Source organism: Agromyces sp. NPDC058484, assembly GCF_042720415.1.
In the GTDB taxonomy this organism is placed as follows: domain Bacteria; phylum Actinomycetota; class Actinomycetes; order Actinomycetales; family Microbacteriaceae; genus Agromyces.
In genome coordinates, this window is record NZ_JBHXMP010000006.1 from 20,394 (window position 1) to 38,857 (window position 18,464).

Below are 18,464 nucleotides of genomic sequence, written 5' to 3' on the forward strand. Positions count from 1 at the left end.
CGTCAGTATCTCGCCACGGCGGCGTCGACGGTGCGCGACCAGGCGTCGATGCCGCCCGCGAGGTTGCGCACCCGCCCGAATCCGGCGCCGAGGAGCTGCCTGGCGGCGTACAGCGAGCGCACGCCGAGGTGGCAGTAGACGACGACGGATGCCGCGGGGTCGAGCTCCGCGACGCGATCGCCGAGCTCGCCGAGCGGGATCAGGGTGGAGCCGGGGATCGCGGCGAACTCGGCCTCCCAGGGCTCTCGCACGTCGAGCAGCAGCGGCGGCGCCTCGGAGGCGAGCTCGTCGGCGAGCGCGGATGCCTCGACGTCGCCCACCGCGTCCGCCGGCCGCGCCTCGAGAGCCGTCGCCGCAGAACGAGTGGATGCGGCATCCGTCGCCCGCCGGTAGCCGATCTCGCGCGAGCGACCCGACAGCGCGTCGTAGACGATCACGCGCCCGAGCAACGGCTCGCCGATGCCCGTGAGGAGCTTCAGCGCCTCGCCCGCCATCATGCCGCCGGTCACGGTGCACACCGTCGGCAGGATGCCGTCGACCTCGCAGCTGAGACCCGCGTCGGCCGGCGGCTCGGGGAAGAGGTCGCGGTACGAGACGCCGTGCGCCTCCCAGGAGACGCCCACCTGCCCCGAGAACCTCGCGGCCGATCCCCACACGAGCGGGATGCCGGCGCGTGCCGCGGCGTCGTCGGCGAGGTACGTCGTGAGGACGTCGTCGGTGCCGTCGATGACGAGGTCGGCATCCGAGAGCAGCGCGTCGGCATTGCCCGCGTCGAAGCGCGTCGGCACCGCCACGACGTCGGTCTCGGCCGAGAGGGCGGCCGCGGCATCCGCCGCGGAGTCGACCTTGGAACGCCCGACGTCGGCGGGCCTGTGCAGGGTCTGGCGGTGCAGGTTCGTGACGTCGACGCGATCGTCGTCGACGACGGTGATGCGGCCGATGCCTGCGGCCACGAGCACCGGCACGACGGCGCTGCCGAGCCCGCCCGCACCGAGCACCACGACGTGCGCGTCGGCGAGGCGTCGCTGCCCCAGGGCGCCGAACCCGGGCAGCACGCGCTGGCGCGCGTACCGCGGGGACTGCGGATCGATCGCGTCGGCCATGCATCGATTCTCGCAGGCCCCGATGGCCGGGCGGCCTCCCGTCGCGCCTCGCGCGCGACGTCGGTACCGTGCGCGACGTCAGTACATGAAGCCGAGCGAGACCACTCCGGTCGGGTCGAGCTGCGCCGCGGACAGTCCGTACCCCTCGGCGCCGTACAGGATGCGCAGGCCGTCGGGAGGGAGACGCCCGTCGAGCGTGCACTCGCTTCGCGACGGGCCGGCCGGCAGCAGGAGCACGAGGCAGACGTTCTCGCCGTCGGCGGTGCGGGCCAGGAAGGCGGCGGGTCCGTCCACTCGGGTGGCGAGCAGCCGCACCGACGCCGGATCGATCGTGTCGTCGACGCTCGCGACACGTGTCGACTCGTCGGCCGGGGGCAGCCGATCGAACAGCGCGAGCAGGTCGGTGTCTTCGAGCGGGGTTCCGGCACGCGACGACTCCGGCCCCCCTGCGGTCGAGGGTGCGGCGGAGTCCACCGACAGGCGCTGGCCCACGCCCCAGCCGAGGGCGGCGCCGACCAGGAGACCGGCGGCGCCCGCCGCGATCGTCCAGCGGACGAACCGACGACGCCCGGATGTGTCGGGTGCCGTCCGTTCGACGAGGTCTGCACCCTGGGCCTCATCGCGTACGGCACTGTGCTCCGCGAGCTCAGCCAGTTCGGCGACCGCCCGCTCGCGTTCGCCGTCGGTCACGTCTGCGCCGTATGCGGTGCGTTGAAGCCGGCGGATGCGGCCCTCGTCGGCGTCCATCCCCATCCCCTTTGCGGCCAGCTTGCAACAGCGCGTGCTCGGTCGCAACCATCGGCCGCCACAGCCGGCCGCGTGGGCGCGGCCATCCCCCGCGGCATCCGCGCATGCGGGACGTCAGGAGCAGGGGAACCAGTCGGCGGCCCGATCAGCCGCCTCGCGGTGCCGCACGAACCGCTGCCGCACGTCGGCGATGGCGTCGGCGAGCGGGAAGATCTCCCGCCGCACGAACTGCGACTCGTCGGTCGCCGAGACCGGATGCCACCACACCCCCTCCGCGGTGATCGTGACCTCGGGGATGAGGGATTCGACCGTGAGCTCGATGCCGCCGTCGGCGGCGCCCTGGTGGGCGACCGCGCGGATCACCTGGTTCTCGGGGCGGATGCCGAGCGTGCCGAGGAACGCCTTGAACGGCGCGACATCCTGCGTCTGCTCGGCCGGGAGCGTGGCCGCGACCTTCACGTCGAAGCCCTCGTCGAGCGCGAGCCCGATGCCGGCGACCGCGCGCTCCCACGCGCGAGGACCGCGGTGCGCGTCGTGCTGTTCGGGCGTCGCGGAGTCGAGGCTGATCTGCAGGGTGAGTCGCTCGCGGTCCATCCGGCGGAGCCGCTCGAGGCGAGCTCCGCGGAAGAGCATGCCGTTCGTCAACAGCGTCGTGGGCAGGTGTGCGGTGCAGGAGCCGACGAGTTCGTCGATGTCGGGCAGCAGGAACGGCTCGCCGCCGGTGAGGATCAGCTCACGGACGCCGGCCGGCTCCGCCTCCGCGGCGAGCCGCGCGATTCGGTCGGCGCCGAGCGCTCGGCGGTCGGTCTGCGGTGAGGAGCTCACGCAGCAGTAGTCGCAGTGCAGGTTGCAGTCGAAGTTCGTGTACATCCAGAGCCGGGTGCCCGGGACCTGGTCGGGGTCGAGACCGGCGAGCACGTCGGGGCTGCGCCCGTGACGGACGACGACGACCCCGGGCCGCGACTCGACGAGTTCGTTGCCGCTCGCCCGGCACCACCTGGCGATCACGTCGACGTTGTCGGCGATCTTCCCGTCGTCGGCGGCGCCCGATGCGACGTCGAGCGTGATCGTCGAACCGGCCGGGGTGCGACCCAGCTGTTCGATGAGGTCGAGTATGAGGCCGTGGTTCACCATCGGTCGGGGATTCCTTGAGCTGCGACGGCGGCGAAGAGGGTGTCGTATCCGTCGAGGTACGGCGGCACCCAGCGGCGCAGCCCCTCCATCTCGAGGATGACGCGATGAGCAGGGTTCTCCCACTCCATCGCGTACAGGTTCGCGAGCCAGGCCTCGGCCCACTCGTCCGACAGAGTCGGCATCGCGGTGAAGGCGCAGTGGCTGTACTCCGGCGACGTCCAGAACGCCTCGATCGCGCCTGCCATGATCTCGCCGCGGGTGATGGCCTGCCACGTGTTGACGCCGATGGCGGCGGCATCCGCCCGGTCATCGAGCACCGCGCGCAGGGCGTCGAGCTCACTGCGACCGGTGTCGCCGTGCTTTCCGACGTCGCTGTCGATGCGGAGGAACGTGACGTCGTCGCCGCCGATGCCGGCCTCGTGCAGGTACTGCACCGGAAGGATCGCCGCCTGCGCGGAGTCCCGCGAACCGAGCGCCAGGCGCCGCCCGCGGACCGCCCCGAGCCCGCCGAAACCTGCGCCTGCGCGCGACACGAACACGCTCTGGAAGACGACGTCGGTGTCGCGCGACGCGAGCGCCCGGCAGGCGCCTTCCGTCTGTGTAACCGTGCGCACGTAGGCGAGGTTCGTGTTCCACGCGAGGTCGACCGTGCCCGCGATGAGCGCGTCGACGAGCCGGCCGTAGTTCGAGAACAGCACGAAATCGATCGGAGTGTCGGTGCCGGCGAAGTAGTCGCGCATGCCCTCCCAGACGGTCACGACGTTCGGGGTGTACGCGACCGACCCGATGAGGAGCGGGGTGGTCGGGGCGGGGATCACGGCGCTGCTCCAGCGCTGGGCGCCGTCGCCGGGGCGGGTTCGGCCGGCGGGTCGAAGAGCGGTCGGCCGGTGATCGCCCGACCGTAGAACTCGTAGAGCGCGTCTGCGGTCGGGGCCATCACGTGGCCCGCGCGTGCATCGCGGAAGTACCGGTCGATCTGCAGGTGCTGCGAGAACGCCGCGCCGCCGCACACCCGCATGGCCGCGTCGGTGATGCGCAGCGCGGTGTCGTTGGCGGTGGCCTTGCTGCCGAGCACGAACAGCGGCGTGTCGTCGGATGTCTCGGCCACGCGGCTCGCCGCCCGGTCGAGGTATGCCGATGCGGTCGCAAGGTCGATCGACATCTTGGCGAGCTGGGCGCGGATCGTCGGCAGCGCCGACAGGGTCTGGTCGAGGTGCTCCAAGCGCGCGCCCGCGGTGTGCCGGATGGACGCGTCCACGGCTGCGCGGCTCAGTCCGAGCGAGACTGCGGCGTTGCCGAGGTTGAACCAGGGCAGCACGACGCCGAGCATGAGGTCGGTGCCCGCTCTGGTGTCTCCGAGTCGCAGGTCCTCGGGGAGTGCGACATCGAAGGTCATCGGGCTCGACGCGTTGCCCCGCAGTCCCATGCCCGAGAACGGGGAGTCGACCGCGACACCCGGGGTGCCGGCTGCGATCGCGTAGAGATCGACGCCCGAGGCATCCGGAGTCTTCGTCGAGATGACGTACAGGTCGGCGTGCCCCGCGGAGGTGACCCAGCTCTTCTTCGCCGTGACGTGCATGCCGTTGACGTCGTCAGCGGGTTGCGACACCGGCGCCCAGAAGTGCGAGCGGGATCCCGCCTCGGAGAAGGCGAGCGACGCGAGCGCGCGGCCTGACGCGAGGTCGCCGAGGAGCCCGGGGGTTCCCGATGGGGTGGCGGTCGCGAGGGGCATCGAGGCCGACACATGCATCAGGTAGATCATCGCGGTCGACCCGCACGCGCCCGCGACGGCGCTCATCGCGTCGACGAGGTCCTGCGGACCTCCGCCGAGTCCGCCGTGCTCGGAGGGCAGGGTGAGACCCAGCAGGCCCGACTCGCGGAGCGCGGCCACCGCCTCGTCGGGAAATCGGCCGCGCTGGTCGACGTCGTGGGCGTGCTCGGACGCGATCGCGAGCACCGGTTCGAGCCGGTCGTGGAGGTCCATCAGGGTTCGACCTTCCTGTCGAGGATCGAGGTGGTGCGCGGCGGCGTGGACGCGCTCGAGCGGCGGGCGAGGCCGACGGCGAGCAGGCCGATGCCGAATGCGCCGAGGAGCGCCATCATCGACGCGTCGCCGCCGAGCGGCCGCGGTGAGAGCGGCAGCGTGGCGAGCTGCACGAGCGCGGCGATCGTGAGCCCGCCGCCTGCGACCAGGTTCAGGATGCCGCGGTGCAGCGCACCGCCGAGGATGCCGACGAGGCCGAGCACGGCGAGCACGATCGCGCCACCGAGGCCGACGTGCGCGAAGTCGATCGGCGTGGGCGCATCCGCGCCGAACACGAAGACCGACGAGACGATGCTTCCGGTGCCGAGAGCGATCGCCGCGCGGTCGTAGCGCGCGCGGTCCTCGTTCACGAGAGCCTCACCATCGCTCGCGCCAGCCGGCCGGAAGACCGCGACCAGGCCGGCCGCAGCACGCCGTCGAGTCCGAACCAGCGTCCCGCCGCCGTCGCGAAGATCGCGAGGTGGGCGAGGAACATCAGGTAGTACGACCAGTGCCACTCGTGCGGCGCGTTCAGCACCGACAGGGTGATCGCGAGCGTCTGCGCGAGCCCGACCACCGCCCAGAAGCGCGTCGCGAGTCCGATGAGCAGGAATGCCCCCAGGCCGCCCTCGATCAGGAGGATGATCCATCCGACGACCTCGATGCCGGGCAGGAACAGCACCTCGACGAACGCCGAGTACGGCGGGAACACCGGGAACTCGACTGCCTGGCCCGCCCAGAAGAACAGGCCGTTGTCGTCCGCCCGTCCGAAGTCGGGCGGGCGCTTCCACGCCACGTTCTGGATCCACATCACCGCCACGCCGATGCGCACGACGGAGAGCAGCCCACGCGACAACCCGGACGCCAGCGGACCTGCCGGGGGATCGTGCATCGCAGTGGTCATCGGCGACCTCTCTCTTCGCCTCAGTCAACGCAGGGGATCGTGGTGCGGCAATGGCGAATCCTTACGAAGTGCTGACGACGGCGGGCGCTCGCCGCATCACCAGCCGGTGAAGAGCAGATGCTGCACGACGAGCGCGAATCCGAGCTGCCCCGCGAACCCGATGCGTCGCCAGCGTGCCGTGAGAAGGGCCGTGCCGAGGAGCATCCACGGCACGAACGGCAGCCAGATGCGCTCGACCTCGGCCTTGCTCATCTGCGAGAGGTCGGCGGCGAGCACCGCGAGGGTGCCGGCGAGGGCGAGGAGCACGATCGCGCGCTCTCCGGTGACGAGGTCGCGGAGCCGGATGCCGCGCTGCACGGCCATTGCGATCGCCGCGCCGACCATCGGCCCCGCGCTCACTGCGAGGGCGGCGAGGTTGCCCCAGACCCAGTACGTGAACGGCCGGCGGCTCGCGACGCCGTCCCAGTAGCGCTCGACGAGCACCGGGTACGCCTCCCACCACGCGAAGCCGAACGCCGCGAACGTGAGCACCACGGTGACTGCGGCGGCGACGACCCAGGGCAGCGGTCGCCAATTCCGGGTGAGGTACAGCACGGCGAGAGCGAGGATGCCGAGCAGTGGGAGCCCGTACGAGAGCATCACGCAGGAGCCGAGCAGCAGACCCGCCGCGATGCCCCACCCGGCGGTCGCACGCCACCGCTCGGCGGTCGCCGAGTACGCGAGTGCGCAGAGCCCCCACGCCGCGACCGCGCCGAACACGCCGTCGGCCGAGACCGCCATCCAGATCGCCGCCGACCCCATCACGAGGAACGGCGCCGCCCGCCGTGCCCACTCCTCCGCGCCGAGTCGCCGGAGCAGCAGCAGCACCGCGACGGGCGTCGTGGCCGCGACGAGCAACACGACGAATCCTGCGGCGAGGCCGCCGCCGAGGCCGAGCTGCACGAGCACGACGAAGAACAGCAGCGCGCCCGGCGGGTGGCCGGCGAGGTGCACGGGCCAGTTGTCGTCGGAGTCGAGCGGGATGCGCGACACGTACTCGCGCAACGTCGCGGGGAAATCGGTCACGGTTCGCGCAGTGTCGAGGTACTCGTACTGCGTGTCGAGGATGACGCCGATGCCGTCGAGTCCGTCGACGGTCGCGAGGCTTGCGAGCCATGCCGCCCCGGCGACGAAGCTCCCTGCGACGAGCGCCCGCCACGGAGCCCGCGCGGCCAGGTCGACGCCCCAGACGGCCGCGAGCACTGCGAGCACGACGGCCGGCAGGGTGCCGGGGCCGAGCCGCGGCATCCACTCGGCATGCAGCGGCGGGAACGACATGACGTGCACGCTCCAGCCGAGGAGTACGGGAATGGAGATCGCGAGCCCGATGAGCATGAGCGCGATGACGAGGCCGATCCACGGTGCGAGTCTCCGCGACCGCGTGGCCGGTGTCGGGCTCGCCGGCACCGTCTCGGTGATCATGCGGGCCGCCCCTCCGTGAGCCGCCGGAACTCGCGTGCGAACCGCGAGCCGGGCGCAAGCGCTGCGGCGACGGATGCCTCGACCGCGGTGTCGACGTCGGTCAGCACCGCCAGCATCCCCACCGCGAGACCCGCCTCCTCGAGCCGGCGGCGCTGCAGCGCCCCGGTGTCGCCGCGCGACATCGGCACCCCGCGGACGAGGTCGCCGCGAGGCTCACGCATGCCGAGCGCCCAGAACCCGCCATCGGCCGCGGGGCCGAACCAGCAGTCCACGCCGTCGTCGCCGCCGTGCGCGAGCGAGGCGAGGGCCGCGGCGACGTCGGGGGCGCCCAGCTGCGGGGTGTCCATGCCGACGAGCAGGGTCGGTTCCGCCAGCACGTCGAAGAGGTGTGCAAGCCGTTCGTCGAGCCCGCCGCCGATCTGCGGCAGCACCTCGAACCCGGAGGCGAGTGCGGCGGCCGGCGCCTGCGACCCGTCGAAGTAGAGCACCCGCCGCGAGACCCGCAGCGATGCGACGGTCGAGAGGGTGTCGTCGAGGCTCGCCGCCGCGAGCCTCGCGGCAGCCGACCGGGAGAACGGCGGGCTCAGGCGGGTCTTCACGCGCCCCGGCAGGCACTCCTTCGCGATGACGACGACCGCGGTCATCGCGACACCTCGGCGAAGACCCGCGACATGTCGGCGACCGCCGTGACCACGCCCCGCAGGGTGCCCGTGACCTTCGACCGGCCCGCTCGCGGCGCGTAGGCGACGTCGACCTCGCGGATCGACCATCCGGCGGCCACGGCGCGCAGCACCATCTCGAGCGGGTATCCGCTGCGCCGGTCCCGGATGCCGAGCGCCCGCAGCTCGGCGGTGCGCGCGACCCTGAGCGGGCCGAGATCGTGCAACCGGATGCCGGTGCGCCGCGACAGCATGGCAGCGAGCACTCGGTTCGCCAGCCGGGCGTGCAACGGCCAGGCACCGCCGGTGGTCGGCCGTCGCCGTCCGAGCACGAGATCGGCGCCGCCCTGCTCGAGGAGCCTCACGAGGTGTGGGAGCTCGGCGGGGTCGAGCGACGCGTCGGCGTCGCAGAACGCGACGAGCGGGGCATCCGCCGCTTCCAGGCCCGCGTCGGCCGCTGCACCGAATCCGCGGCGCGACTCTGTGACGACGAGCGCACCGAACTCCCGCGCGATCTCGGCCGAGCGATCGGTGGAACCGTTGTCGACGACGATCGCCCTGACGCCGGCCGGCACGCGGCCGAGCACCCACGGCAGTGCCCGCTCCTCGTCGAGGCACGGGAGCACCAGGTCGACGCGGGATGCCCGCATGGTTCGACGCTAGGTCACGGCCTCAACGGGGTCGCCGGACAAGTCTTACGGAACACGAACGTCTGGCCGAGGTCACGGGATTCGATGCCGGAGCGGACGTAGTCTGTGAACGTGTCCGCGGCTGCTCCGTTCTCGATCGGCAACGAGGACCTCGTGGGCCGGCGAGTGCTGCTCGTCGACGACGACCCGACGGTCGCCGAGGTCGCGTCGAGCTACCTGCGCGCCGGCGGCTTCGTCGTCGAGGAGGCGGGGGACGGCTTCACCGCCCTGCAGGCCGCGGAACGTCTCGCGCCGGACCTCATCGTGCTCGACCGCATGCTGCCCGGCATCGACGGCCTCGAGGTCTTCCGGCGGCTGCGCGAACGGATGTCGACCCCGGTCATCCTGCTCACCGCCCTCGGGTCTGAGGACGACCGCATCGCGGGCCTCGCGGCCGGAGCCGACGACTACCTCGCGAAGCCGTTCTCGCCACGCGAGCTGGTGCTGCGGGTGCAGTCGGTGCTGCGGCGCTCGATCGGCGAGTTCACGCCGGAGTCCGTGCTCGAGTACGGCGAGTTCCGCCTCGACCCGTCGGCCCGGATCGCGACCCGGGCGGGGGTCGAACTGTCGCTCACGGTTCGCGAGTTCGACCTGTTCGAGTTCCTCCTGAAGCATCCGAACCAGGTCTTCAGCCGTGAGGACCTGCTGCGCACGGTCTGGGGCTGGACCTACGGCGACCTCTCCACGGTCACCGTGCACGTGCGCCGGCTGCGGGAGAAGATCGAGCGCGACCCGCGCTCGCCCTCCATGCTGACGACCGTCTGGGGAGTCGGCTACCGGTTCTCGATGGGTGGTGTTCCGGATGCCGTGGTCTGATGTCGTCGCGGTCGCCTCGGTCGCGCTCGCCACGACCGCCGTCGTCGGCGGGCTCGGCGTCGTCGCGCTGCTGTTGCTGCGGCGTGCGTCGCTCGTCGTGCAGGTGTGCGTGCTCGTGCTCGCCGCGATCGTGTCGGTCGTCGCGAGCATGGTCGGCGTCGCCAACGCGATGTACCTCTCCGAACACGACCTCACGGTCGCGGTGGCCGTCGCGGCGATCTCGGGTGTCGTGTCGCTCGTGCTCGTCGCGGTGCTCGGCCGGCTCGTCGCGCGCAACTCGCGAGCGCTGTCGCTCGCGGCCCGACGCATCGGCGCGGGTGAGCGCCTCGAGTCGGCCGGCCGGTACTCGAACAGCGAGCTCAATGCCCTGGCCGACGAACTCGTCGCGACGAGCGCGAAGCTCGCCGAGTCACGCGAGCGCGAGCAGCGCATCGACAGCTCCCGCCGCGAGCTCGTGGCGTGGATCTCACACGACCTGCGCACGCCGCTCGCCGGTATCCGGGCGATGGCCGAGGCCCTCGAGGACGGTATCGCGCCGGACCCGGCCAGGTACCACCGACAGATGCGCATCCAGGTCGACCAGCTCTCGAGCATGGTCGACGACCTCTTCGAGCTGTCGAAGATCGACTCCGACGCGCTGCGTCTCTCGTTCAAGGAGGTGTCGCTCTACGATGTCGTGAGCGACACGGTCGCCGACCTGCGACCCGCGTCGCGCGGTCGCGACATCCGCGTCGAGGCGCCGCTCGAGCAGGACCTCCTCGTGGTGGCCGACCCGCGGGAGCTCTCGCGGGCGATCGGGAACCTGCTCATGAACGCGATCCAGCACACGCCCGAGGGCTCGCCGATCACGGTCGCCGTCGACCTCGTCGACGATCGGGCGATGGTGTCGGTGATCGACGCGGGCGGCGGCATCGACGAGGACGACCTCGACCGGGTGTTCGAGCCGGCCTGGCGCGGGTCGAGGGCCCGCACGCCGTCGTTGCGCGAGGGCTCCACGAGCGGTGCAGGACTCGGCCTCGCGATCGTCAAGGGCATCATGAGCGCGCACCGCGGCGAGGTCGCGGTGCGAAATGTGCCCGGCGGATGCCGCTTCGACCTGCTGCTCCCGCGCGACGCCTCGCTCAGCGCCTGAGGCGCCGGCCGGTGCGGCAGCGGTCAGCGGTCGGTGGCGAACTCGCGGAGCCCGTCCTCGAGCGACACCGCCGCCCGCCAGCCGAGTTCCGCGCGGGCTCGTGCGGATGACGCGGTGATGTGCCGAACGTCGCCGAGGCGGTACTCGCCGGTGACGACCGGGGCCGGCCCGCGCATGGCGCGCGCGAGGCCCTCGGCGACCTCGCCGACCGTCGTCACCGTGCCGGAGCCCACGTTGTACGCCCGCGCACTGCCGGCTGCCAACCCGGAGAGCCGGTCGACGGCAGCGAGGTTCGCGCCCGCGACATCCGTGACGTGCACGAAGTCGCGCCGCTGTCGTCCGTCTTCGAAGACCCGCGGCGCCTCGCCCCGCTCGATCGCCGAGCGGAACAGGGCGGCGACGCCGGCATACGGGGTGTTGCGCGGCATGCCGGGGCCGTAGACGTTGTGATAGCGCAGCATCGCCGCCGTTCCGCCGGTCGAGCGGGCCCAGGTCGCCGCCAGGTGCTCCTGCGCGAGCTTGGTGAGCGCGTAGACGTTGCGGGGGTCGAGCGCGTCGTCCTCGTCGACGAGGTCGGGCGTGAGCGGTTCGCCGGTGCCGGGGTCGCGCGGCTCGAACCGGCCGGCGTCGAGGTCGGGCGTGGTGCGCGGCGCCGGTCGGCGACGGCGTCCTGTCACGTCGCGGTACGCGCCCTCACCGTAGACGACCATCGATGACGCGAGCACGAGCCGACCGACATCGGCTCGGCCCATCGCGGCGACGAGCTCCGCGGTGCCGGTGACGTTCGTCGAGGCGTAGTCGGGTGCGTCCGAGAGGGCCACGCCGAGGCCGACCTTCGCGGCCTGGTGGCAGACGACGTCGACGCCCCGCAACGCGCGGTCGAGCGCACCGGGGTCACGCACGTCGCCGCGCATGAGCTCGACGCCGTCGATCGGCCTCGGCTCTGCGGGGTGCACGTCGTCGCGCAGCGAGTCGAGCAGCCGCACGTCGTGGCCGCGCGCCACCGCGAGCTTCACGATCGTGCCGCCGATGAACCCGGCACCGCCGGTGACGAGCAGGGTCATCGCACCACCGGCAGCGCCCGGAGCGCCGCGACCGCCTCGCCGTCGATGAGCGCCCGCGGCTCGTAGTCGTCGGGCACCGACGTCACGATGCGCTCGATCGCCGCGACGATGCGGGGCTTCGCCTCGGCGAGCCGGCGGAAGACGAGTTCGGCGGTGACCGCGTCGGGGTCGTCGGCGGAGGTGCCGCTGTCAGTGTCGGTGACCAGGCAGATCGCGACCGTGCCGATCCCGATCTCGGCGGCGAGCGCGACCTCGGGGCAGAGCGTCATGTTCACGAGGTCGACGCCCGCGTCGCGGAGGATGCGCGACTCGGCCGCGGTCGAGAACCTCGGCCCCTGGATCACCGCGACGGTGGCCCGCGGCGCGGCATCCGGCAGTTCCGCGATCGAAAGCGACCGCAGCACCGGGCAGAACGGCTCGGCGAACGGCAGGTGCCGCACGAGACCCGCGTCGAAATAGGTGTCGGCGCGGCCGAACGTGCGATCGACCAGCTGGTCGGCGAGCGCGAACGACTCGGTCGGAAACGCCGGCCTGAGCGAACCGACGGCGGCGGTGGAGACGACCGCCCGCACGCCCAGGCTCGCGAGCGCCCAGAGGTTGGCGCGCGCGTTGACGCGGTGGGGTGCGATCGTGTGGCCCGCGCCGTGCCGGGGCAGGAAGGCGATCGGCCGTGTCCCGAGTTCGCCGACCGTGACGATGGCCGGCCCGAACGGCGTCGAGACGTCGCGAGTCGCGCCGCCGTCGACGAGCTCACCGAGGCCGGTGCCGCCGATCACGCCGACGATGTTCGCCACCCCTCCACCTTGCCTCGGCCGGGCCGCGCGTCGGGAGGCAGTTCCTTACGATCCCGTGACGGCTCCGCACGTGCCCCGACGTCGGCGGTCCGCGGCTGCTCGACCAGCGGCGGTCGACCTGGCATCAGTGTCCGCATTCGCGGGTAGGATCGGCCCATGGAAACGTATCTGCGGGTGCAATCGTGACGCAGTTCCGCATCAGCGAGGCGGCCGCGCTGCTCGGCGTCAGCGATGACACCGTGCGACGCTGGGCCGACCAGGGCCGCATCGACGTCACGCGCGGCGCGAACGGCATGCAGATGGTCGACGGCGCGGCACTCCTCCCCCTCATGGAGGAGCTCGCGTCGGGCGGCGCCCTCGCCGAGGCGTTCCCGCTCGCGCGGGCATCGGCCCGCAACCGCTTCGTCGGCCTCGTCACCCGCGTGCAGCGCGACGGCGTGATGGCCCAGGTCGACCTGCAGGCCGGCCCGTTCCGCGTCGTCTCGCTGATGAGCCGCGAGGCCGCCGACGAGCTCGGGCTCGAGCCCGGCATGCTCGCCGCGGCGAGCGCGAAGGCCACCACGGTCTCGATCGAGCTTCCACCGAGGGGCGACGGATGACGCGGCGCACCGGTCGCGCCCTCCCGCGTCCGCTCGTGCTCGTGCTCGTGCTCGCGACGCTGGCGGGTCTCTCCGGGTGCGCCGCCGGGCCGGGTTCCACGGCGGATGCCCCGACGACTGATGCCCCGGCGGATGCCGCACCCGCCACCCTCACCGTCTTCGCCGCCGCCTCGCTCACCGAGGCGTTCGACACCCTCGCCGAGCGGTTCGAGGCGGAGCATCCGCTCATCGAGGTCGTGCTCAACTCCGGCGGAAGCGCCGCGCTCGCCCAGCAGATCGTCGAGGGCGCGCCCGCCGACGTGTTCGCCTCGGCCGCCGAGCCGCCCATGCAGACGGTGGTCGGTGCCGGGCTCGCCGATGACCCGGTCGTCTTCGCGACGAACACGCTCGAGCTCGTCGTGCCCGCCGGCAATCCCGCCGACGTCGACGGCCTCGACGACCTGGCGCGGCCCGAGCTGCGGATCGCGCTCTGCGACGCGTCGGTGCCGTGCGGCGCGGCATCCGTCACGCTGCTCGGGCACGCCGGCGTCACCGCCGCGCCCGACACCCTCGAGTCCGACGTGAAGGCGGTGCTGACGAAGGTCGTGCTCGGCGAGGTCGATGCGGCCCTCGTCTACCGCACCGACGTGATCGCGGCGGGCGATGCGGTAGAGGGCATCGAGGTGCCGGGCGCGGCATCCGTCGTCAATCGCTACCCGATCGCTGCGATGACGGATGCCGCGAGCCCGCGTGCCGCCGCCGACTTCGTCGCGTTCGTGACCGGCGCCGACGGGCGCGCCGTGCTCGACGCCGCCGGATTCGGGGCGCCCTAGGTGGCGACGGCGCCGCGCGCGGGCGGACGGCTGTCGTGGCCGGTCGTCGCGGTCGCGGCGCTCGCGCTCGCCCTGCTCGTGCTGCCGCTCGCCGCGCTCGTGCTGCGCGCACCGTGGGCGCGCCTGCCCGAACTGCTCGCCCGCGAGTCGGTGCTGCAGGCCCTCGTGCTCTCGTTCGGCACGGCGCTCGCGGCGACCGGGCTCTGCCTCGTGCTCGGCGTGCCGCTCGCGGCGCTCGTCGCGCGGGCATCGGGCTGGCCGACGCTGCCGCGGCGCCTGCTGCGCGCGGCGGTCACCGTGCCGCTCGTGCTCCCCCCGGTCGTCGGCGGCATCGCCCTGCTGCAGCTGCTCGGGCGCCGCGGGCTCGTCGGCGGCGCGCTCGAGGACTGGTTCGGACTCACGGTGCCGTTCACGACCGGCGCCGTGGTGATCGCCCAGGTGTTCGTGGCGCTGCCGTTCCTCGTGTTCGCCGTCGAGGGCGCCCTGCGCTCGGCCGACCGCCGCACCGAGCTCGCCGCGGCCACGCTCGGCGCCTCGCGGTGGCAGGTGTTCCGGCACGTCACGCTGCCGCTCGTCGCGCCCGGCGTCGCGGCCGGCGCGGTGCTCTGCTTCAGCCGCGCCCTCGGCGAGTTCGGTGCGACGATCACGTTCGCCGGTTCCCTGCCCGGCGTCACGCGCACCCTCCCGATCGCGAGCTACCTCGCGATGCAGACCGACCCCGACGAGGCGATCGCGCTGGCGCTGCTGCTGCTCGCGGTGTCGGCGGCCGTGCTCCTCGGGCTGCGCGACCGGTGGCTTCCGGGAGTGCGGGGATGACGCGGCCCGCCCGGCGCCCGGCCCTGCATGCCGACGTCACCGTGGCGCGCGGCACCGCGCGCATCGCGGCCGCGTTCGACGTGGAGCCGGGGCATCCGCTCGCCGTGATCGGACCGAACGGCGCCGGCAAGTCGAGCGTGCTCGCCGCGATCGCCGGGCTCGTGCCGATCGAGTCGGGACTCGTGTCGATCGGCGATCGCGCCGTCGGCGATCTGCCGCCCGAGCGGCGGCGCATCGGCGTGGTGTTCCAGGACTACGTGCTGTTTCCGCACCTCACCGTGCGCGACAACGTCGCGTTCGCGGCGCGAATGCGCGGCTCGCGGAGCGCGGCGCGGGACGCCGCCCGGCCGTGGCTCGATCGGTACGGCCTCGCGCCCCTCGCCGACCGCCTGCCCGCCGAGCTCTCAGGCGGACAGGCGCAACGCGTGGCCCTCGCCCGCGCCCTCGCGGCCGAACCCGAGGTGCTCCTGCTCGACGAACCCATGTCGGCGCTCGACGTCGAGGTGCGCGCCGAGATGCGCGCCGAACTCGCGACGCATGTGCGCGAGTTCGGCGGCGCCACCGTGCTCGTCACGCACAGTCCGGCGGATGCCGCGGCGCTCGCCGACTCCGTGCTCGTGCTCGAGGCGGGGCGGGTGACGCAGCGCGGCACGCTCGACGAGCTGCGCGCGACACCCGCGACGCCGTACGTCGAACGGATGCTCGCGGCATCCGCAGAATAGCCGTTGCGTTGCCGCCGCGCCTCGTTCCGCCCCCTCCGCTCGCGCCTCGTTCCGCCCGCACATTGGGCCCCGCAGACTCCGCTACGGCTGCGCTTCTTGCAGCAGTGTCGGAGTCGAGGAGGCTACAACCAGTTCGGCGCGAAGACGTCATGGGCTCAGGGCCGTGCGATGGTCAGCGGCGCGGCGACTCCACCAGCACGTCGACCGGCGACGCACCGTCGAGTTCGTACCAGGCGTCGACATCGAACGTGAACTCCGCGACGGCGCTGGTCGGCATCTCGTGGATCTCATCCGAGAACTGGTGCGCGAGCGACGCCGTCTCGGGGTTGTGCCCCACCACGATCGCGCACGCGACCTCGTTGTCGAGCTCGCCGATGACCCGCAGGACCTCGTCGGCGGATGCCCCGTAGAGTCGTTCGTCGGTAATGACGCGGGCGGCGCCGAAGCCGAGCGCGGCGGCGATGAGCTCGGCCGTCGCGCGCGCCCGCACCGCGGTGCTGGAGAGGATCACGTCGGGTGCGACGCCGCGTTCGGCGAGCCGGTGCCCCATCGCCGGCGCATCGCGCAGGCCCCGCTCGTTGAGCGGGCGATCGTGGTCGGAGGTGCCGGGATGCTCCCAGCTCGACTTGGCGTGGCGCACGAGCAGCAGGGTCTTCATGGGCCGAGTCTGCCACCGAGCCGTCGCCGCCGCGACGTTTCTCAGGACCAGCCGCGCGTTGGTGTCCAGGAGGGGCCCATCGGACTTCTCATCCTGCGAACGCTTGACAGCTCGTCCGAGACCGTGCGAGCCGGCGAGGTCCTGCCCCTCGCTCACCCGCTCACCCGTTCACCGCTCACCGCTCAGCGCGAGGCGAGCCCCGCGGCGAACTCGAGCACGCAGAGCGCGGCCAGCCGCACGGTGCGTTCGTCTGCGGCATCCGTCGTCGCATCGATCTCGACGATGTCGGCTGAGCGCACCCGAGCGTCGGCACCCGCGGCCCGCACGAGCGCCCGCAACTCCCATGCCGCGAGCCCGCCGGGCACCGACGCCGGGCACGCAGGGGCGACCGAGCGGTCGCACGCGTCGACGTCCACGTCGAGGTGCACGGGGCCGCCTCCGGCGCCGGCGATCTCGAGCGCCTCGGCCATGACCTCGGCCGGCCGGCGGCCGTGCAGCTCGTCGCGGTGGATCACCGTGATCCCGAGCTCGGCCGCCCGCCGCGCATACGCCGCGGAGTTCGCGAAGTCGGCGATGCCGATCTGCACGATGCGGCGCGGATCGAGGCCCGCCTCGACGAGCCGGCGCACGGGCGAGCCGTTCGAGACGCCGTCGCGCAGGTCGTAGTGCGCGTCGATCGTCACGAGGCCGGCGCGTTCGAGGTCGTCGCCCCAGGCGCCGAGCGCGGTGGCGACGGTCACCGAGTTGTCGCCGCCCAGGGCGACGAGCGCAATCGCACGTTCGAGCGCGTCCGCCACGGCCGCGATCGTGCGCGCCTCTCCGGCCGGGCCGTCGGGCTCGTGGATGTCGCCGGCGTCCGCGTACCGCAGCTCGCCGAGGTCGACCGGGTCGGATGCCTCGGCGCCGATGCTCCGATCGACGGCCGCGCGCCGGTCGGGCATGACCGCCGGGCTGTAGCGCTGCAACGCCGTGCGGATCGCCGCGGGCGTCGCATGCGCGTTCGTCGGCGAGAGCGAGGTGCGCCACGCCGGCACGCCGAGCAGCACGAGGTCTGCGGATGCCTCGGGCCCGAGCTCCGCGAGCGCGGGCCACGCGCCGGCGCGGGGCCACAGCGGGTCGTGAGAGAGCGTCGCCATGCCACGACGGTAGCAACGACGGATGCCGCGGGCCGAGGCATCCCCTGGCCGTGGTGTCTGCGATTTCGGACGTGGCCGCCCCAGCGCACGCCTCAGCCGCGGAGCGCGGCGAGCAGCGCCCGTTCCCGTGCCGCGCTGAGGCCGGCGCCGCGCTCACGCTCGAGACCCTGCCTCCGCTCCCATTCGAGCACCTCCTCGAGCAGCTGCCCGACCGGCCGCAACCGAAGCCCCTCGGCGACCGCCGCCGCGTTCGACCGGTCCATGAACGCGTTCCACCCGGGGTCGATGATCCACAGCGGCAGCGACTCGGGTCCCGACCACTCGGCGACCCCCTGTTCGGCCAGCCACTCGGGCGCCACCGCGACGACCTCGCCCCGGTGACCGCCGATGACGCGCGACGCCCCGAGCCAGTCGCCGAACGTGCTCCGGTCGCCGACGGCGTTGAACGCGCCCGTGAGTCGACGTTCGACCGAGTCGAGGGTGAAGCGCACGAGATCGTCGACGTGGATGGCCTGGGTCGGGGAGTCGAGGATGTCGGGCACGAGCATCGGTTCGTCGTCGCGGGCGGCGCGCGCGACCCAGTAGCCGCTGCGGCCCGAGGCGTCCCCGGGTCCGGCGATCAGCCCGGGCCGGACCACGAGCAGCCGATCGCCGAGTGTCTCGCGGTACGCGAGCTCGATCGCCGACTTCGCCTCGCCGTAGGTGTCGGGCGTCGACTCGTCGGACTCCAGCGGCGGCATCAGCGCGGCCGACTCATCGGCGCCCGGCTCGTTCTGCGCCGCGTAGACGTTGCCCGAGGAGATGAACGTCCAGTGCGCGGCATGGGGCGCGAGGTCGGCTGCGGCCCGACGCGCGAACCCTGGCTGGCGCGTGACGTCGATGACCGCATCCCACTCCTGCCCGGCGACCTCGTCGTACGCGCCCGGCTCCGACCGGTCGGCACGCACGAACGCCGAGCAAGGGGCGACCTCGCCCGCCTCGCCCCGCGCGAGGCTCGTCACGCGATGCCCGCGCACGATCGCCTCCCGCGCGAGTTCGCGTCCGAGCCACTGCGTGCCGCCGAGGATGAGCAGGTCCATCCGCCCATCCCAGCACGTGACGGATGCCGCATGCACTCCTGTTCTCGCAACGCGAACTCTTCGCGGGATGCGGGAACAGATCGAGCCGTGCCTGCGTTGTCGACAATGTGTGCAAT

Annotated in this window: 21 protein-coding genes; 6 read left to right on the forward strand and 15 right to left on the reverse strand. The window is 73.0% G+C overall.

The genetic code is table 11. The features are described 5' to 3' along the window. Positions 1-2: 2 nt before the first annotated feature. From ACFWN7_RS06545 to ACFWN7_RS06590, 10 genes are all read right to left on the reverse strand, one after another. Positions 3-1,103 carry a ThiF family adenylyltransferase gene (locus tag ACFWN7_RS06545; RefSeq protein WP_376937945.1) on the reverse strand — a complete coding sequence of 367 codons (1,101 nt, stop codon included), beginning with the start codon at positions 1,101-1,103 and terminating at the stop codon, positions 3-5. Between the two features lie 78 nt (positions 1,104-1,181). Further along, positions 1,182-1,850 carry a hypothetical protein gene (locus tag ACFWN7_RS06550; RefSeq protein ID WP_376937946.1) on the reverse strand — a complete coding sequence of 223 codons (669 nt, stop codon included), beginning with the start codon at positions 1,848-1,850 and terminating at the stop codon, positions 1,182-1,184. 114 nt (positions 1,851-1,964) lie between these two features. Beyond that, positions 1,965-2,984 carry a radical SAM protein gene (locus ACFWN7_RS06555; RefSeq protein WP_376937948.1) on the reverse strand — a complete coding sequence of 340 codons (1,020 nt, stop codon included), beginning with the start codon at positions 2,982-2,984 and terminating at the stop codon, positions 1,965-1,967. Beyond that, a complete protein-coding gene (locus tag ACFWN7_RS06560) occupies positions 2,978-3,802 on the reverse strand; it encodes a phosphate/phosphite/phosphonate ABC transporter substrate-binding protein (RefSeq protein WP_376937949.1) in 825 nt (274 codons plus the stop codon). The genes ACFWN7_RS06555 and ACFWN7_RS06560 overlap by 7 nt, the downstream gene beginning before the upstream one ends. Continuing rightward, on the reverse strand, positions 3,799-4,968 hold the full coding sequence (locus ACFWN7_RS06565; protein ID WP_376937950.1) for an acyl-CoA dehydrogenase family protein: 1,170 nt from the start codon (positions 4,966-4,968) through the stop codon (positions 3,799-3,801). The genes ACFWN7_RS06560 and ACFWN7_RS06565 overlap by 4 nt, the downstream gene beginning before the upstream one ends. Then, positions 4,968-5,378, reverse strand: coding sequence for a hypothetical protein (locus ACFWN7_RS06570; protein ID WP_376937951.1), 411 nt, complete (start codon positions 5,376-5,378; stop codon positions 4,968-4,970). The genes ACFWN7_RS06565 and ACFWN7_RS06570 overlap by 1 nt, the downstream gene beginning before the upstream one ends. Next, positions 5,375-5,911: a TQO small subunit DoxD gene (locus tag ACFWN7_RS06575; RefSeq protein WP_376937952.1), complete on the reverse strand. Its 537-nt coding sequence runs from the start codon at positions 5,909-5,911 to the stop codon at positions 5,375-5,377. Before ACFWN7_RS06575 ends, ACFWN7_RS06570 begins: the two co-directional genes overlap by 4 nt. A 96-nt stretch (positions 5,912-6,007) precedes the next feature. Next, positions 6,008-7,372 (reverse strand): hypothetical protein, encoded by a 1,365-nt coding sequence (locus ACFWN7_RS06580; protein WP_376937954.1) that lies wholly within the window; start codon positions 7,370-7,372, stop codon positions 6,008-6,010. Continuing rightward, positions 7,369-8,016 (reverse strand): DUF2064 domain-containing protein, encoded by a 648-nt coding sequence (locus ACFWN7_RS06585; protein WP_376937956.1) that lies wholly within the window; start codon positions 8,014-8,016, stop codon positions 7,369-7,371. Before ACFWN7_RS06585 ends, ACFWN7_RS06580 begins: the two co-directional genes overlap by 4 nt. Further along, entirely contained in the window at positions 8,013-8,681 is a 669-nt protein-coding gene (locus ACFWN7_RS06590; protein ID WP_376937957.1) for a glycosyltransferase family 2 protein, read from the reverse strand. Before ACFWN7_RS06590 ends, ACFWN7_RS06585 begins: the two co-directional genes overlap by 4 nt. Positions 8,682-8,786: 105 nt before the next feature. Here ACFWN7_RS06590 and ACFWN7_RS06595 point away from each other — a divergent pair, with 105 nt between their 5' ends. Both ACFWN7_RS06595 and ACFWN7_RS06600 read left to right on the forward strand, forming a co-directional pair. After that, a complete protein-coding gene (locus tag ACFWN7_RS06595) occupies positions 8,787-9,536 on the forward strand; it encodes a response regulator transcription factor (RefSeq protein ID WP_376937958.1) in 750 nt (249 codons plus the stop codon). Next, positions 9,523-10,668, forward strand: coding sequence for a sensor histidine kinase (locus ACFWN7_RS06600; protein WP_376937959.1), 1,146 nt, complete (start codon positions 9,523-9,525; stop codon positions 10,666-10,668). The genes ACFWN7_RS06595 and ACFWN7_RS06600 overlap by 14 nt, the downstream gene beginning before the upstream one ends. Before the next feature lie 23 nt (positions 10,669-10,691). On the opposite strand, the gene ACFWN7_RS06605 is transcribed toward ACFWN7_RS06600, so the two are convergent. Both ACFWN7_RS06605 and ACFWN7_RS06610 read right to left on the reverse strand, forming a co-directional pair. After that, complete coding sequence (locus ACFWN7_RS06605) at positions 10,692-11,732, reverse strand: NAD-dependent epimerase/dehydratase family protein (protein WP_376937960.1); 1,041 nt, start codon at positions 11,730-11,732, stop codon at positions 10,692-10,694. Continuing rightward, on the reverse strand, positions 11,729-12,526 hold the full coding sequence (locus ACFWN7_RS06610; protein WP_376937961.1) for an MTAP family purine nucleoside phosphorylase: 798 nt from the start codon (positions 12,524-12,526) through the stop codon (positions 11,729-11,731). Before ACFWN7_RS06610 ends, ACFWN7_RS06605 begins: the two co-directional genes overlap by 4 nt. 182 nt (positions 12,527-12,708) lie before the next feature. Here ACFWN7_RS06610 and ACFWN7_RS06615 point away from each other — a divergent pair, with 182 nt between their 5' ends. From ACFWN7_RS06615 to ACFWN7_RS06630, 4 genes are read left to right on the forward strand one after another with little or no spacing between them, the layout of a single operon-like run. After that, on the forward strand, positions 12,709-13,125 hold the full coding sequence (locus ACFWN7_RS06615) for a molybdopterin-binding protein (RefSeq protein WP_376937962.1): 417 nt from the start codon (positions 12,709-12,711) through the stop codon (positions 13,123-13,125). Then, positions 13,122-13,937: a molybdate ABC transporter substrate-binding protein gene (modA, locus tag ACFWN7_RS06620; protein WP_376937963.1), complete on the forward strand. Its 816-nt coding sequence runs from the start codon at positions 13,122-13,124 to the stop codon at positions 13,935-13,937. Before ACFWN7_RS06615 ends, modA begins: the two co-directional genes overlap by 4 nt. Continuing rightward, the gene (gene modB, locus ACFWN7_RS06625) at positions 13,938-14,753 is read left to right on the forward strand and encodes a molybdate ABC transporter permease subunit (protein ID WP_376937964.1); all 816 of its coding nucleotides are present in this window, start codon (positions 13,938-13,940) and stop codon (positions 14,751-14,753) included. It begins immediately after the preceding gene. Then, complete coding sequence (locus tag ACFWN7_RS06630; protein ID WP_376937965.1) at positions 14,750-15,475, forward strand: ABC transporter ATP-binding protein; 726 nt, start codon at positions 14,750-14,752, stop codon at positions 15,473-15,475. The genes modB and ACFWN7_RS06630 overlap by 4 nt, the downstream gene beginning before the upstream one ends. Positions 15,476-15,647: 172 nt before the next feature. Here the strand turns inward: ACFWN7_RS06630 and ACFWN7_RS06635 are convergent, their stop codons facing one another. From ACFWN7_RS06635 to ACFWN7_RS06645, 3 genes are all read right to left on the reverse strand, one after another. Then, entirely contained in the window at positions 15,648-16,133 is a 486-nt protein-coding gene (locus ACFWN7_RS06635; RefSeq protein ID WP_376937966.1) for a SixA phosphatase family protein, read from the reverse strand. A 182-nt stretch (positions 16,134-16,315) separates the two neighbouring features. Beyond that, positions 16,316-17,269, reverse strand: coding sequence for an arginase family protein (locus ACFWN7_RS06640; RefSeq protein ID WP_376937967.1), 954 nt, complete (start codon positions 17,267-17,269; stop codon positions 16,316-16,318). Between the two features lie 92 nt (positions 17,270-17,361). Next, positions 17,362-18,348, reverse strand: a complete 987-nt coding sequence (locus ACFWN7_RS06645) for an NAD-dependent epimerase/dehydratase family protein (RefSeq protein ID WP_376937968.1) — start codon at positions 18,346-18,348, stop codon at positions 17,362-17,364. Positions 18,349-18,464 lie beyond the last annotated feature (116 nt).